Source organism: Actinomadura sp. 6N118, assembly GCF_044326415.1.
Classification (GTDB): Bacteria; Actinomycetota; Actinomycetes; order Streptosporangiales; family Streptosporangiaceae; genus Spirillospora.
In genome coordinates this window covers 38,850-53,465 of the sequence record NZ_JBIRAZ010000026.1, presented here as the reverse complement: position 1 = coordinate 53,465, position 14,616 = coordinate 38,850, and the positions used below count along the sequence as shown (strand labels likewise).

12 protein-coding genes are annotated in these 14,616 nt (G+C 68.7%); 3 read left to right on the top strand and 9 right to left on the bottom strand.

Going from position 1 to position 14,616, the window contains the following annotated elements:
* Positions 1 to 504 precede the first annotated feature (504 nt).
* Positions 505 to 2,418, top strand: coding sequence for a hypothetical protein (locus ACH34W_RS45540; RefSeq protein WP_395967473.1), 1,914 nt, complete (start codon positions 505 to 507; stop codon positions 2,416 to 2,418).
* A gap of 369 nt (positions 2,419 to 2,787) precedes the next feature.
* Here ACH34W_RS45540 and ACH34W_RS45535 read toward each other — a convergent pair whose 3' ends face one another.
* Complete coding sequence (locus tag ACH34W_RS45535) at positions 2,788 to 5,298, bottom strand: FtsX-like permease family protein (protein ID WP_395967472.1); 2,511 nt, start codon at positions 5,296 to 5,298, stop codon at positions 2,788 to 2,790.
* Positions 5,295 to 6,071 carry an ABC transporter ATP-binding protein gene (locus ACH34W_RS45530; RefSeq protein WP_395967471.1) on the bottom strand — a complete coding sequence of 259 codons (777 nt, stop codon included), beginning with the start codon at positions 6,069 to 6,071 and terminating at the stop codon, positions 5,295 to 5,297. Before ACH34W_RS45530 ends, ACH34W_RS45535 begins: the two co-directional genes overlap by 4 nt.
* Before the next feature lie 227 nt (positions 6,072 to 6,298).
* Between ACH34W_RS45530 and ACH34W_RS45525 the strand changes: the two genes are divergently transcribed.
* Entirely contained in the window at positions 6,299 to 7,423 is a 1,125-nt protein-coding gene (locus ACH34W_RS45525; RefSeq protein ID WP_395967470.1) for a 5-methyltetrahydropteroyltriglutamate--homocysteine S-methyltransferase, read from the top strand.
* 40 nt (positions 7,424 to 7,463) lie between these two features.
* Here ACH34W_RS45525 and ACH34W_RS45520 read toward each other — a convergent pair whose 3' ends face one another.
* Positions 7,464 to 8,453, bottom strand: a complete 990-nt coding sequence (locus tag ACH34W_RS45520; RefSeq protein ID WP_395967469.1) for a helix-turn-helix domain-containing protein — start codon at positions 8,451 to 8,453, stop codon at positions 7,464 to 7,466.
* A gap of 140 nt (positions 8,454 to 8,593) precedes the next feature.
* Between ACH34W_RS45520 and ACH34W_RS45515 the strand changes: the two genes are divergently transcribed.
* Positions 8,594 to 10,936: a PA domain-containing protein gene (locus tag ACH34W_RS45515; protein ID WP_395967468.1), complete on the top strand. Its 2,343-nt coding sequence runs from the start codon at positions 8,594 to 8,596 to the stop codon at positions 10,934 to 10,936.
* 65 nt (positions 10,937 to 11,001) lie between these two features.
* On the opposite strand, the gene ACH34W_RS45510 is transcribed toward ACH34W_RS45515, so the two are convergent.
* The 6 genes from ACH34W_RS45510 to ACH34W_RS45485 form a co-directional block, all read right to left on the bottom strand.
* The gene (locus ACH34W_RS45510; protein WP_395967467.1) at positions 11,002 to 11,493 is read right to left on the bottom strand and encodes a hypothetical protein; all 492 of its coding nucleotides are present in this window, start codon (positions 11,491 to 11,493) and stop codon (positions 11,002 to 11,004) included.
* A 320-nt stretch (positions 11,494 to 11,813) separates the two neighbouring features.
* Entirely contained in the window at positions 11,814 to 12,578 is a 765-nt protein-coding gene (locus ACH34W_RS45505) for an ABC transporter permease (protein WP_395967466.1), read from the bottom strand.
* Entirely contained in the window at positions 12,575 to 13,393 is an 819-nt protein-coding gene (locus ACH34W_RS45500; protein ID WP_395967465.1) for an ABC transporter ATP-binding protein, read from the bottom strand. Before ACH34W_RS45500 ends, ACH34W_RS45505 begins: the two co-directional genes overlap by 4 nt.
* Before the next feature lie 148 nt (positions 13,394 to 13,541).
* Complete coding sequence (locus ACH34W_RS45495) at positions 13,542 to 13,868, bottom strand: DUF1048 domain-containing protein (RefSeq protein WP_395967464.1); 327 nt, start codon at positions 13,866 to 13,868, stop codon at positions 13,542 to 13,544.
* A gap of 1 nt (position 13,869) precedes the next feature.
* Positions 13,870 to 14,226, bottom strand: a complete 357-nt coding sequence (locus ACH34W_RS45490; protein ID WP_395967463.1) for a DUF1048 domain-containing protein — start codon at positions 14,224 to 14,226, stop codon at positions 13,870 to 13,872.
* Complete coding sequence (locus ACH34W_RS45485; RefSeq protein WP_395967462.1) at positions 14,223 to 14,549, bottom strand: PadR family transcriptional regulator; 327 nt, start codon at positions 14,547 to 14,549, stop codon at positions 14,223 to 14,225. Before ACH34W_RS45485 ends, ACH34W_RS45490 begins: the two co-directional genes overlap by 4 nt.
* Between the last annotated feature and the right edge of the window lie 67 nt (positions 14,550 to 14,616).

The following is a 14,616-nucleotide window of genomic DNA, read 5'->3' as shown; positions in this document are numbered from 1 at the left end:
TGGGCGGAGCTGAGGACCGGCCAGAGCCCCTGGTACCGATCGTGACTAGCACCTGGCCCCTAGAAATGGCCCCCGGGTAGATAGATCCTGCGCCCGGGCCGGCGCACGATGGCGCCAGCGGAGTGTGGCCGCCGCATTAGCACCGCCACCTTCACCAGAGCGGACCGCTAGATGGATCGCTTGAACTGTCAAGCGGAAGCAACGTAAGCCTGCGTCTCGATCAAGGCAATAGCGTGTCCACAACTACGCGCTTCACGGCACGAAAGCGGCATCGAGACTTGTCGATTGCGGCTCGGCATGAGATTGTCAGGTCGGAAAAATGGACCAAGTGACCCACTAGATGGACCATCTCAGGCGGCGGCGCTCGGCCGCTTTTCCCACCTTCCGCACGTGAGTCCGCCCCATGGCCACGTTCCCGCCCCACGGCCACGTTCCCGCTGCTCGGCGTCGTCCGCCGCCGCCGAGCTAACGGCTGAGTTGTCCCGATCACGAGGAGAGGCCGTCATGACCATGCTCCATCGTCGCGCCGTCCTTCGCGGCGCTGCCGCCACCGCGCTCGGCGCCGTCGTCACCCAAGCCGCGACCGAAGCCCCGGCGGCCTCCGCGGTGAATCCGTCGAAGCCCGGCCCGGCCAAGCCCCTCGACGGGCGACCGGCCCCGGCGTACGACTACAGCCGAGCCAACAAGCTGCCTCGCGAGATGACCGGCTACTGGGAGAAGACCTTCGAGGTGGGCGGGGAGACACGCACCGCGAAGGTCTACATCTCCCCCGAGACGCCGATCCGGTCCTACTTCACGGTCCTGACCGTCCCTGACGGCGCCGACACCGGCGAGTTCCTGCACCGGACCGGATGGCGCGACATCGCCGACGAACGCGGTGAAGGCCTGTTCATCCTCGAGCCGGGCGAGGGGGGATGGGGAGCCGCGACCGCCGAGCGCGCGTACGTGGACGTCGCGATGGCCTTCTACCAGGCCAACATCTACTTCTCGATCTTCGGCCTGCACTACCTGGTGGGGTACGGGGACGGGGCTCCGGCTCTGGAAGCGTGGGCGGCGGCCTTCCCGTTGCGGGTCATCAGCCAGGTCTACCTCGGCTCCCCCGGCCTCCCCGCCGGCTACCTGCGCGACGTCGGGCCCCGGGAATTCGACGGCACCACTGAAGGCGACTACGTCGACGTGGTCTTCCCTGAGGGCTTCGACCTGATCCGGTACGACGAGGTGGTCCTCCCGACCTGGTACCTCAGCCCCAAACGGAGCGCGCAAGTCAGCATCGCCTACTGGCGTGGCGCCAACGACACCGCCACGCGCGGCGTCGCTGACCGGGTCCTGGGTACGGTCCACCAGCAGCGCCGGGAGTCGAAGCGTTGGATGACGTCATTCTCTGGCCCGATCTCCCAGGTGGCGGTGCGAGATCGGCCGATCGACCCCTGGGACCGGCGCACGACCCGGCAGGTGCTCGCCTTCCTCACGTTCTACTCGCGGTACGAGAACTCCTTCGCCTACGGCAACCAGCTGGTGCGACGTGCCGACTACGACCGCCTCGGCGTGGAGGTCCGGACGATGACGGTCGAGGGCCGGCTCCGTGAGTACATCGTCCACGTACCGGAGTCCGCACGCCGGTTGTGGGGTCGCCGGGCACCCGTCGTGTTCGTGTGGCCAGGAAACACCCAGACCGACAAGGTGTTCTTCGACTCTTCCCAGTGGTGGCAGGTCGCCCGGAGGGAAGGCTGCGTCCTGGTGGTGATCTGCGAGCAGTACAGCGTCTCCGCGATCTCGGTGAGCCACCGGGATTCCGATGCGTTCTTCCGTCAACTGCGTGAGCTCGTGACCCGGGAGTACGAGGTCGACCCCACACGGTTCTACTCCACCGGGCAGTCGGCCGGCAGCAGGGTCACCCAGTTCTTCGCGGCCGCCAAGCCGGACTACTTCGCGGCCGTCGCCTCGACCTCGTTCGCTCCCGCCCCCGGCGACTCGGGGGACATCACCTTCGAAGGGATCACGTATCCGGCGGCGCGGCGGCCGATCCCGACCTACCTGACCTACGGCTATGGCGACCTGGCCTTCCTCAAGGGAGACCTCTGGGACGACATCGAGAACGACGTCGATTCCTGGGCCGCCTACCATCTCGGGGTCAATGGCCTCACTCTGGAGGACGTGGGCCGAAGGGAAGGTAAGCGCAGCGGCTGGTTCGGCCGCTTCCGGACCTGGACCTGGCGGGACCCGGGGTCGTCGGCGCCCATGGTCAAGGTGACCAGGAACCTGTACCGGTCGCACAACAACATCCCTGAAGAGACGCCCCTGCTGTGGAACTTCATGCGCCACTACCGCCGCGAGGTGGACGAGTCCGGCCGGGTCACGCGGTACTACAGCCCGTCCGGGTTCCACCGGCGCGGCGACGAGACAGTCATCCCGTCGTAGCACCACTCGAAGGAGCCGCCACCATTCAGGGTGCGGCATGCCAGGGCGCGGGACTACCGCTTGACGCGCAAGGAATCTGCGGACCGCCGCCGGCGCTGATCGGCGATGACGACCCCGACCACCCACTTCCTTTCGGGTCGTAGGCCACCAGCAACCGCGTCCCCTCGTGCTGGTCGGTCGTGTCGGTCCCGTTCTGCGCCGCCATCTGGCTCCCCAGCCGGTCGGTGCGCCCGTCATCGCAGACCAGCCGGCGATAGTTGTAGACCTCGTCCCCGCCGGGGTGTGTCGGTAAAAGGTACGTGCCTCGACCACGGTGCACATGTGCCGTGGGGCAGCCCAGTTGAACGCCACCACGTATGTGCCGCGGCGTCATTCGTTGGAGCCGGCCGGGGTGGGCGGGGTTCGCAGTAGAGCGCGGGTGGGCAGGCTGGTCGAGGCAAGGCCGAGTGCGATCACGGCGGCGGCGATGGTCAGCGCGGTCATGGCCGGGATGTGGGGGCCGTCGCCGGTGGTGCCCTGTGCGATCGGGGTGAGGGTGACGGCCAGGATGCCGCCGCCGATCAGCAGCCCGGCTCCGGAGACCAGCAACGCCTCCCAGCGCATCATGGCCCGCACCTGGCGGCGGGTCGCGCCGGCCAGTCGCAGGAGCGCGACTTCCCGGGCGCGGTCCAGGACCGTCATCACCAGGGTGTTGGCGGCGGCGATCGCCGCGAACCCGCCGAGTACGGCGGCCATCACCAGGTTGGCCCAGGCGTTGAGCTCCACCTCCTTGTCGGTCCGGGCCAGGTATCCGGCCTTGTCGGTGACGGTGACGCCGAGCTCCCGGCGCAGCGCTCCGCCCACCGTGTCCGTGCGGGCGCCGGGCTTGTCGCGTACCAGTACCTGCTCGTCGAAGGCGGCCGGAACGTGCCCGGCGACCGTCCCCCGCGTCAGCATCACCTGGCCCAGTCCGAGACCCCGCCGGTAGGTGGCCACGACGGTCGGCCGGATCCGGGTCCCGTCGGCCAGCCACAGCTCGACGCGGCTCCCGACGGTGACGTCGGCGGACTGGGCCACGAGCCGATCCAGAGCGACCGTCGTGTCGCCCGACAGCGCGGTCAGGTCCCCCTTGGCGACCCCGGCGTCGAGGACCTTCGGCCACTTCGCCGCCGGGCCGCTCAAACCTGTCGCGGTCGCGTCGAGGACGGAGTTTCCGGCGCGGATGAGCACGCCCGTGCGCAGCACCCCCACCGCCGTGTCGACACCCGGCACCCTGGCGGCGCGTTCGGCCGTGTCGGCGGGGAGGCCGGCGCCGGGTCCGGTCAGCACCTGGTCGGCGACCACGCCCTGGCGGGCCTGCTGTTTCGTGGCGTCGCCCAGGGTGCTCTGGACGAAGAGCAACATCCCGGTGAACGACACCGTCAGCACGATGGCGGTGATGGCCGAAGCCAGGCGCCGGGAGTTGGCCCGGGTGTTGACCGCCGCCAGCTCGCCCGGCGCGCCGGTGGGGCGCAGTACGCCGCCCAGCACCAGCGAGGACAGCCATGCGACGACGGGTCCCAGCAACGCGACGGCGAGCATGAAGAGCATCACCACGCCGAGCGCGGACTCGGCGGCCTGCTCGCCGGAGCCGGTGGCCGCCGCCCGTCCCAGCGCGACGCCGCCGCCGAGCGCGGCCAGGCCGAGAACGGTCCGGACGATCCCGGGCCGGGTCCGCTCGACCGCCGCCGCGCTCAGGGCCTGGCTCGGCCGTGCCTTGGCGGGACGCCGGGCCGCCGCCCAGCCGCCGAGCAAGGCCGCGAGAAGACCGGCGGTGACCGCGGTGAGGATGGGGATCCAGCCGATCGACAGCCGCAGGCCGTCCGGCAGCGCGCCCCGGTCGCGGAGCTGATCGAACCACCAGGAGGCCAGTCCGATTCCGGGGACAGCTCCCACCAGTCCGGCGACCGGTGCCACGATCATCGCCTCGGTGGCGACCGTGCGCCGGATCTGCCGCGGCGTGGCACCGATGGCCCGCAGCACCGCGATCTCCCGGCTCCGCTGGCCGACGGCCAGCGCCACCGTGCCGAGGACGACGAAGACCGCCACCGTGGTGGCGATGCCGCCGAACGAGCCGCCCAGCCCGCTGAGAAGGTCCTTGGCCTCGGCCAGCTCAGGGTGTTCGACGGCCCCGCGGCCGTTGCCGGTGTAGACCTTGGCGCTGCCGCCGACCGCCGCCGTCACCTCGCGCGCGAGCCGGTCAGTGGGCACTCCTGGCCGTGGGAACACCGCGATGGCGTCGGCCCGTCCGGGATGGCCGGACAGTGCCGAGGCGTCGGCGTCGGCGAACCACGCGGCGCCCTGCCCCCCGGTCAAGCCCGCGATGCGATAGCCGCGTGTGCCCTGGGGGGTGGTCAGTGCGACGGTGCCGCCAAGCCCGAGCCGTGCCGTACGGGCCGTAGCGACATCCAGCGCCACCTCGCCCGACGCCGGAGCTGTCCCCGTCACCAAGGGCTCCCGGCCGTAGGAGGTGACCTGGGTGGCCGACCATGGGCGGCCGGTCACCGGCGTCGCCCCGATGTGCGCGGGGAACGCCCAGTCGGGGACGGCCGCCGCGACCCCCGGGCGAGCGGCGATCCGCTGCGCCAGCGCCACGTCGAGCCAGGCCGTGCCGGGAAGGGGCTCGTGCTCTTGCTCGCCCTCCGCGATCGTGAGCGTGGCGTGCTGGTCGGCAGCGACCACCACTGGCGCCGCCGCATACCGGGCGGGGGCCAGTTCGGCGGTGACGCCGTTCTGCAACATGATGCCGCAGGCGGTCACGATGACCGAGGCGAAGATCAGCGCGACGAACGTCCCGGCGAAGGAGGCCGGGCGCGAGCGCACCGACGCCCGCGCGAGCCCGTTGGGATGACGCAGGCTCATGATGCGCGCCTCTCTTGAGCGACGCCGCTCAGGGCGACCATCCGGTCGGCGACCGCCGCCGGTGTCGGCCGTTCGAGCTCTCCCGCCAGCAGCCCGTCGGCCAGGAACAGCACCCGGTGGGCGTACGAGGCGGCCACCGGGTCGTGGGTGACCATGACGACGGTGGCGCCCAGCTCGTCCACGGTGTGCCGCAGCAGCGCGAGGACCTCCCGGGCCGTCTGGCTGTCCAGCGCGCCGGTGGGCTCGTCCGCGAAGATCACCTCGGGCTCGGTGATCAGCGCGCGGGCGATGGCCACGCGCTGCTGCTGGCCTCCCGACAACTGCGCGGGCCGGCGCTTGCCGTATCCCTCCAGGCCGACCCGTGCCAGCATCCGGGCGGCTGCCCGCCGATCCGGCCGCAGCCCGGCCAGCCGCTGCGGCAGCACGACGTTCTGCAGCACGGTCAACGAGGGCAGCAGATTGAGCGACTGGAAGACGAAACCGACGCGGCTGCGGCGCAGCTCGGTCAGCCGTTTCTCACCCAGCTGCGTGATGTCCACGTCACCGAGCCGCACGGTCCCGCCGGTGGGCCGGTCGAGCCCCGCGGCACACTGCAGGAAAGTGCTCTTCCCGGACCCGGAGGGTCCCATGACCGCTAGGAAGGAGCCTTTCGGAATCCGCATGTCGATGCCGCGCAGAGCGTGCACGGCCGAGCCGCCGCGTCCGTACGTGCGCCGGACACCGTGCAGCTCGATCGCGTAACCCTCCAAGGGCCGCGGCCGGGAATTCATCATCGAGACCTCATGAATGGGAGTAAGCCGTCCGTCCCGCCGAACGGCGGCACCAGGAGCACAACCGCTCCCGCCACCGAATCTATGGACCTGCGAACACCGCAAACATGGTGACGCCAGGCGTCTCAGCGGTAGGGACAACCCCACCCGGCCGAGCGGTGGGGATCATCGATTGCGGAGATTTCTGTAGATTCGTCATTGCCTGATCCGATCCTCGTGAAGGGAGCGTCATGGCCGCCAGACTGACCCCACCATTCCGCGCCGACCATGTCGGGAGCCTGCTCCGACCGCCCGAGCTGCTGCACGCCCGGGCCGAGCACGCCGCCGGGCGAATCAAGACCGAGGAACTGCGCGCCATCGAGGACGAAGCCATCCGGTCGGTGGTGGCCATGCAGAACGAGGTGGGCCTGCGCTCGGCGACCGACGGCGAGTTCCGCCGCGCCTCCTGGCACATGGACTTCATCTACCGGCTCGGCGGGATCAGCCCGGCCGACGAGCAGATCAAAGTCCGGTTCCACCGCGAGAACGGCGACATCGAGTTCACCACCGCGGCCCTGCGGGTCCATGACCGGATCCGCCTGGACAAGACCATCTTCGCCGACGACTTCGGCTACCTGCGCGACCTGGTGGCCGGGACCGGTGTGACGCCCAAGCTCACGATCCCTTCACCCAACATGGTCCATTACCGCGGTGGCCCGGCGTCCATCGATCCGGCCGTCTACCCCGACGTCGAGGAGTTCTGGACCGACCTGGCCGCGGCCTACGCCGAGCAGGTGCGGCGTCTCGGCGAACTCGGCTGCACCTACCTGCAGTTCGACGACACCAGCCTCGCCTACCTCAACGACCCCGCTCAGCGCGCGATGATCGCCGAACGCGGCGACGACGCCGAACATCTCCACCTGCGCTACATCCGGCAGGTCAACGCCGCGCTTGCCGGGCGGCCGGACGGAATGGCGGTCACCACCCACATGTGCCGCGGTAACTTCCGATCCGCCTGGACCGCGGAAGGCGGCTACGACTTCGTCGCCGAGGCGCTGTTCAGCGAATTGAACGTCGACGGGTTCTTCCTGGAGTACGACGACGACAGATCGGGCGGATTCGAGCCGCTGCGCTTCGTTCCCAAGGGGAAGACGGTCGTGCTCGGCCTGGTCACCACCAAGCGCGGCACCCTGGAGTCCAAGGACGACCTGAAGCGCCGCATCGAAGCGGCGAGCCGTCACGTGCCGATCGAGCAACTCTGCCTCTCGCCGCAGTGCGGCTTCTCCTCCACCGTGGAGGGCAACGTACTCGGCCACGACGAGCAGAGGGCCAAACTCCGCCTCATCATCGAGACTGCCGAGGAGGTCTGGGGCTGAGACGTGCCGGGTCGGCAGACCGGGCGGCCGAGCGAGGGCACTATCGCCCGTCTTCAGCCTCGCGTCGCTGGGCGAACCGGGGCGCGGCGAGGACGCCGGCTTGGAAGCGGGTACGTGCTCCCAATCGGTCGCACAGTTCGCGAACGCGACGCTGGACGGTACGCGTGCTGATGTTGAGCTGGCGGGCGATGGCATCGTCGGTGAGGCCTGCCGTCAGCAGCGCGAGCACATCGTCGTCCGGGGCGGCGTCGTGGCCGGGCAGCGGGACGCCGCTCTGCCACAGTGCCTCGAACAACGAGACCAGGGCGTCCAGCAGGGCGGACGAGTGGACGACCAGAGAACTGTCGACCGAACTGGCGTGTTCGGAGGTCAGCGGGAGCATCGCGGTGCGCCGGTCTGCGATGGCCAGTTTGATCGGAACGTTCCCCAGGCGCGTCTCCTCCCCGGACGCCATGGCACGCCGGACGTACTCCAGGGCGCCGGGCTCGTCGAACGCGTCCGGACTGTAGATGCCGCGCACCCGGATCCCGCGGTCCATCGTCTGTTCCTGTTCGTCGCTGGACACCGCCGGGTCGGTGGCGAACGGCGGATGCACCAGCACGAGAAGCTCCTCGCGTGCCCCTTGGAGGAGCTGCAGGTAGCGCCGGGACACCGCCGCCCGCCCGCTGACGACCTCCACCTGCTCCTCCGGATGCGGCGCGGCCTCGGCGACGAGCGGGCCGATCGCCGCGCGGCTGCGGGCGATCTCCTCCTGGCGGCTGGCGACGAGGGCCTCGACCGCGACGTGCGGCGGGGTGGCCAGCAGCCGCAGCGGGCGTCCGGCCAGGCGTGTGACCAGGCCCAGTTCCTCCAGGCGAGGCAGCATCCGTCGCAGTGCCGTGACTGATGCGCCGGCGCGCGGCGCCAGGCTCGCGAGCGTGGACGGACCCTCGCGCAGGAGCGCCCGGTAGACGGCCTCCTCGGCGGCGGTCACCCCGAGCCCCTCCAGCACCGGGCGCCTGGGGTCGCCGGTGAGCCGTGATTCGGACATGCAGTGAATCTAGACGTTGACTGTCCCTTTTCGGGGGCTGGCGGCTTTACGTCATGACGGTTCCCGCCACCGTCCTCCCTGGACCACCTGCGTGAACGCCCGCTAGAACGATCATCATCGGTTTCGGAGAGGGGACGGCCATGTGGCGACGTACGACGGGCGGCATCGCAGCGGTGGGCTTGACCATCACGCTGGCCACCGCCTTCACCGCCCCTGCATCGGCCGAGCCCGCATCGGCCGCCCCCGCATTGGCCGAGCCCGCCCAGACGGCCACGGGCAAGGCGTACGACGTCACGCTCCCGACCGGCGACAAGGTTCACGTGTCGCCCAGTGGGGTGGCCGCCGTGACGGCCGTGCCGCGCAAGGACGGCTACACGCCCGCCTTCTCGGTGACGCAGACCGGCGGTGACCTGTACGTCGTCCCCGATGACCAGACCTCGGCCGATCCCGCGTCGTTCAATGTGACCGCGCTCCACGAGGGGCGCCGGCCGGCCGTTCCCGCGCCGAGGGCTTCGGACGGACTCGTCACCATCCGGGTGAAGGGCATCGCCCGTGACGGCCGCGTGGGGCGTGGAACGTACACCGTGTTCGACGTCGAGGACGGCACCCGCGGCAGCTCACGTCGTGTGCTGCCCGGCGACCCGGATCTCCCCTGCACGGACGCCTCCTGGGACGGCAGCACCTGCATCCGCGTCCCACCGGGGACGTACTCGATCACGGGTGTCATCGAGACCATGCCGCCGTGGCAGTCGAGCACCGCGCGGGACACCCCGCTCAACCGCAGCTTCGTCGGGCACCCGGAGATCGAGATCACCGAGGACACCGAGCTCGTGCTCGACGCGCGCCGGGCGAACGAGGTGAAGATCGACACACCCGACCACGTGACCAGGCGCAACCGCGGGGCGCTGAGCCATCTGATGTGGACGCGGACCCCGCAGAACGGCCCGGCGACGAGCCAGGGCGTGCTCATGGGAGGTGGCTCCCACCTCGAGGAACGCGTGTTCATGCAGCCGGCCCCGCGGGTCCGCGCCGGCTCGTTCGAGATCTACACACGGTGGCGGCTGGACGCCCCGTCCATCACGATGCGGGCTCCCGGCCTCACGCTGTCGCCCGAGTACGTCAACCCGGTCTACTTCAGCGACGTCTCCTCGCAGTATCCGCGTCTGGACGGCACGACGCGGCTCCGCGTCGCCGACGGCGACCGCCCCGGGGCCGACCTCCGCGGCAGGCTCGCGCTGATCCGCAGATCGGACGGCGCTTCCGTGGCCGAGCAGTCCAACCGGGCCGCGGCGGCGGGGGCACGGATGGTCGCGATCTACAACGACGAACCCGGAGTCAACGGCGACACGAACGGCAGCGGGATCAAGCTGACCGTCCCCACGGTGCGACTCTCCCACGAAGAGGGCCGGGCGCTCCTGTCCCGCGCCCCCGTGACGGTCACGGCGGCGGGCGTGGTCAGCAGCCCGTACATGTACGAGCTGCTCTACCCGGAAAAGCAGCAGATCCCGAAGAAACTGCACTATGTGGCGCGCACGCGAGACCTGGCCCGGGTCCGCAACGACTACTACGGCTTCGCCACGATGAGCACAGGACGGTACAGCCGCCGTCCATGGGAAAGCCTCTCGACCGCCTACACGTTCCCATTCACGGGGGCGCCCCGTTCACGAATCGAATACCTCTCCGCCGACCAGGAAACACAGTGGACGGCCCGCGCCGCAACGCCGGAGGAGCCGTACAACCACCTCTTCCCGGACGAGGACACGCCCTACGTACAGCTCGACGAATCCGTCTGGATGTCACATCTGCCCGGTCAACGCCGGACACGCACCTGGTTCAAGGCACCCTTGACCGGCGGCCTGAACCCCCTGAGTCCCATCGCCAGGACCGGCGACCGGCTACGCATGCGAGTGGGCCTCGTCGACGCGGCGGGCAACTTCTCCAGGGCCTACTCCAGCAATTTCCCCGGCGGCTTCGCCACCGCCTTCCGCGTGTACCAGGACGAGAAACTGATCGCCTCGACCATCCACCTGCCCAACGGCAGCCTGAACCTCCCGCCCGATGAGGCGACCTACCGGATCGAGTACGACGTCGACAACCACGCCTCATGGGCCCGGCTGTCAACGCGCACCAAGACGGCCTGGACCTTCCGTTCCGCCCGTCCCTCCGGAACAGAAACCGCCGTCGTCCCTCTCGTCCAGATCGACTACGACGCCGACCTCGACCTGAACAACCGCGCCCGTTCCAGAACCCTCAACCTGACAGCGCGCCACCAGGACGGCTCCACCACCCCGTTGCGCCGTCTGTCCCTCGCAGTTTCGTACGACGACGGCGCCAGCTGGACGAAAGCCTTCCTCTTTAAGACCCGCAACGGCTACTCCACTCGCCTTCGCGGCCACGGCAAGGTCTCCCTCAAAATCCAGGCCGAAGACACCGCCGGCAACGCGCTCTCTCAGGAAATCATCCGCGCTTACGCTCTTCCCTAGGAAAAACGCTGGGCGCCTGGACCCCTACCTCCCGGTCCAGGCGCCCAGCATGAACCAACTCGTGCTCAGTTCACTTTGGGGGAGCCGCCCAGGGATCCGTTCTTGTCCCCCTGCCCGTCGAGGTTGAAGTTGAAGGTGTAGGAACCATCGCCCGTCCAACCGCCCATGGCGTTCGAGTTGGTCCACGGCGTGAAGCAGTACTTCTTCAGGACCGTGTACCTGTTCATGTCGGAGGTCCAGTTGCAGGAAGCCTTCGCCTTGTCGGCGTCGTTCCGCTCAAGGCGCGTATGGACGATGAACTTGTCCCAGTCCCTGCCTCCATAGGTACGCGCGTAGTCCATCTGGATATAGGCCCGGCGGAGATAGCCGTCCGTCTCGATGCAGGCCTTCAGGAGGGCGTGGCCGACGACGGGAGACGTTTGCTCCTTGGTCGGCCCGCACTTGATCACGGCGTGGGCGGGCGCAGCGGTCAGGGCCACCAGGGCGCCCGCCGCCAGCGCCGGAACGGTGACAGCGGTCGAGATTCTCCGGATGGTGCGTGACGAGAGTCGGGTCATGGCGTGGGACTCCTCTCGAATCAGAGCCAGGAGGCTCTGGATCGGATGAATGCCGCCTCCCCCGCTGGATCGGCACGCCCCAACTGAAACCTGTTCTACCTAGAGCATTCCAGGATCCACTCGCCCTTTTGAAACTTCCCTAACAATCTCGCACGCACCGCGTTCACTCAGGTACGCATCGCGAGCGCGCCAACGCATCGGCCGGCAGCCCGCCCCGCGCAGATCCTCGAGCAGCCCCCAGCGATCCAGCAACGCCACTGACAACTACATCGAACATGTATAAAGGCCCCCTGAATACGAGCCATTTCTCAATCGCCCTGTCAGGCGATCTTGCGGCGGTAGGAGGCCATGGCGAGGGCGTACGCCACGACGAGGACACCGACGCACCAGGCGATGGCGACCCAGACGTCGCTGCCGATCGACTGCTGGGCGAACAGGTCGCGGATCGTGTTGACGATGGACGTGACCGGCTGGTGATCGGCGAAGGCCTCCACCGGGGCGGGCATGGTCTCGGTGGGCACGAACGCCGAGCTGAGGAACGGCAGGAAGATGAGCGGGTAGGCGAAGGCACCCGCGCCCTCCGCGGATTTCGCGGACAGGGCGGCCATGACGGCGATCCACGTCAACGTCAGGGTGAACAGGAGCAGGAGGCCGGCGACCGCGAGCCACGCCGGCACTCCGGCGCCTGAGCGGAAGCCCATGGCCAGGGCGACGATCACGACCAGCACCAGCGAGATCGCGTTGGCGACCACTGAGGTCAGCACGTGGGCCCACAGCACGCTCGAGCGTGCGATCGGCATGGAGTGGAGGCGCTCGAAGATGCCGCTCTGCTGATCCATGAAGAGCCGGAGCGTGGTGTAGGAGATGCCCGAGGCGATCGTGATGAGCAGGATGCCGGGAAGCAGGTACTTCACGTACGAAGCCGTCCCGCCGGAGTGGACCGCGCCGCCGAACACGTACACGAACAGCAGCATCATGGCGATCGGCATGATCGCGGTCGTGATGATGGTGTCCGGGCTGCGCGCGATGTGGCGCATCGAGCGGCCCAGCAGGACGGTGCTGTCGCCGAGGAACCGCGTGGTCATCCCTGCTCCTTGCTCGTCGTGCCGACGCCGCGGCCGTTGCCGGTGTCGCCCTTGCCGGTGTCACCGACGATGGCGAAGAAGACGTCTTCGAGGCTCGGCTGCTTCTCGACGTATTCGACCTCGGCGGGCGGGAATATCTGCCTCAGCTCGGTGAGGGTGCCGTTCACGATGATCCGGCCCTCGTGGAGGATCGCGATCCGGTCGGCGAGCTGTTCGGCCTCGTCCAGATACTGCGTCGTGAGCAGCACCGTCGTGCCGCGCCCGGCGAGTCCCTTGACGGTCTCCCACACCTCGACGCGCCCCTGGGGATCGAGCCCGGCCGTCGGCTCGTCGAGGAAGATGATCGGCGGATCGCCCATGAGGCTCATCGCGATGTCGAGGCGGCGGCGCATGCCACCCGAATACGTCATCGCCCGCCGCGGGCCCGCATCGGTCAGCGAGAAACGAGCGAGCAGGTCGTCCGCGACGCGTCCCGGGTCCTTCAGGTGCCGCAGCTTGGCGACCAGGACGAGGTTCTCCCGGCCGGTGAGCATGTTGTCCACCGCGGTGAACTGCCCGGTGAGGCTGATGGACTCCCGCACGTCCGCGCCCTGCGTGGCGACATCGAAGCCGTTGACGGTGGCGGTCCCCGCATCGGCCCTGAGCAGCGTGGACAGGATCCTCACGAGCGTGGTCTTGCCGGCGCCGTTCGAACCCAGCAGGGCGACGATGCTGCCCCGCGCCACCTCCAGGTCCACGCCGCGCAGCACCTTCAGGTCCTTGTACGACTTCTCCAGGCCCTGCACGCGGATCGGCGGGGCTTGCTGCGTTGTCATTAGACGGCCCCCTCTTCATCTCCGGTGCCTTCTCCGGCAGCGCGCTCGACGCCGCTGGTCGTCATCCGATGGGATCGCTTATGCCCGATCCACTCTCTGGCCATGTCGTGACCACCTCCTTTGCGCTGAGCCACCACATCGATGGGTATTACTTCTCGGCCGTGCCGGATTTCCCGTTGATGGACTCCTGATAGATGTCCGCGTAGGTGCGCGAGTCCTTGATCAGGTCGTCGCAGAAGGCAGCGACATCGTCGCCGATGAGTTCCAAGACTCCCCTGCCGGACGCCACGCCTTCCTCGAAGAAATCGACCATCTCTGAGAGCAGGTTTCCGTCAGTCAGGTCGACCGGTCCGACCTTGAAGAGGTACCTCTGCATCTCCTTGTAGACGATCTGGTAGTCCGGCGGGAGCGCCTTGACCCGCGCCATGTGCGCCCGCCACTGCTTCTTGCCCTCGATGATGTCCTGAATGCCCACGTCAGCCTCCTAGCTTGCCCAGTTTCTTTGCGACGTTCCGGTTCAGCTGCTCGCGCCACCGGTCGCGATGGCTGCGAGCCCCTTCTCCCCCGGTCAGGGCCGTGCAGAAGGCGCCGATGTCGTCGCCGAGGACCTCCTGAACGCTCTGTCCATCGGCCGCTGTTTCTTCGAGCAGCCCCAGGACGCCGTCGAGAATCGGCATCAGGTTGCGCCCCGTGAAGTCCGAGTGAGGGAAGAGGCCGACCTTGATCTCTTCCCACGCCGCCCGGTATTCGGCGGGCAGTGCCGCGGCCCGGACTTCGAACGCCTTCCATTCCCTCGTGAGGTCGCTGCCCGTTACGGTCTCCCAGAAATTCATCGCCCGCCCTCCTTGAGTTTTTCGATTCGCGATGAGAGGTACTCCCATTTCGTCCAGAACCTCGCGAGCTCTTCGCGCCCCGCGTCGTTGAGAGCGAAGAACTTGCGCGGCGGACCCTGCTCGGATGGTCGTTTCGTCACCTGGACGAGCCCATTCCTCTCCAGCCGCACCAAGATGGCGTAGATCGTCCCCTCGACGACGCCGACGAAGCCGAGCTCGTTCAGCCGACGCGTGATGGCGTACCCGTAGGTCTCCTGGCTGCCGATGATTTGCAGCACGCAGCCCTCGAGCGTGCCCTTCAGCATCTCCGTCAGTTCGTCCATCGCAGACCCCCTCGTTCCTCCCGGTACTGCGTACCACCAAGTACCACTACTCAGTAGCGCCGAGTAC

What these genes read in the sequence shown, in the direction of transcription:
- ACH34W_RS45540 (WP_395967473.1), top strand. Translation starts at nt 505, where the DNA reads ATGACCATGCTCCATCGTCGCGCCGTCCTTCGCGGCGCTGCCGCCACC.
- ACH34W_RS45535 (WP_395967472.1), bottom strand. Translation starts at nt 5,298, where the DNA reads ATGAGCCTGCGTCATCCCAACGGGCTCGCGCGGGCGTCGGTGCGCTCG.
- ACH34W_RS45530 (WP_395967471.1), bottom strand. Translation starts at nt 6,071, where the DNA reads ATGATGAATTCCCGGCCGCGGCCCTTGGAGGGTTACGCGATCGAGCTG.
- ACH34W_RS45525 (WP_395967470.1), top strand. Translation starts at nt 6,299, where the DNA reads ATGGCCGCCAGACTGACCCCACCATTCCGCGCCGACCATGTCGGGAGC.
- ACH34W_RS45520 (WP_395967469.1), bottom strand. Translation starts at nt 8,453, where the DNA reads ATGTCCGAATCACGGCTCACCGGCGACCCCAGGCGCCCGGTGCTGGAG.
- ACH34W_RS45515 (WP_395967468.1), top strand. Translation starts at nt 8,594, where the DNA reads ATGTGGCGACGTACGACGGGCGGCATCGCAGCGGTGGGCTTGACCATC.
- ACH34W_RS45510 (WP_395967467.1), bottom strand. Translation starts at nt 11,493, where the DNA reads ATGACCCGACTCTCGTCACGCACCATCCGGAGAATCTCGACCGCTGTC.
- ACH34W_RS45505 (WP_395967466.1), bottom strand. Translation starts at nt 12,578, where the DNA reads ATGACCACGCGGTTCCTCGGCGACAGCACCGTCCTGCTGGGCCGCTCG.
- ACH34W_RS45500 (WP_395967465.1), bottom strand. Translation starts at nt 13,393, where the DNA reads ATGACAACGCAGCAAGCCCCGCCGATCCGCGTGCAGGGCCTGGAGAAG.
- ACH34W_RS45490 (WP_395967463.1), bottom strand. Translation starts at nt 14,226, where the DNA reads ATGAATTTCTGGGAGACCGTAACGGGCAGCGACCTCACGAGGGAATGG.
- ACH34W_RS45485 (WP_395967462.1), bottom strand. Translation starts at nt 14,549, where the DNA reads ATGGACGAACTGACGGAGATGCTGAAGGGCACGCTCGAGGGCTGCGTG.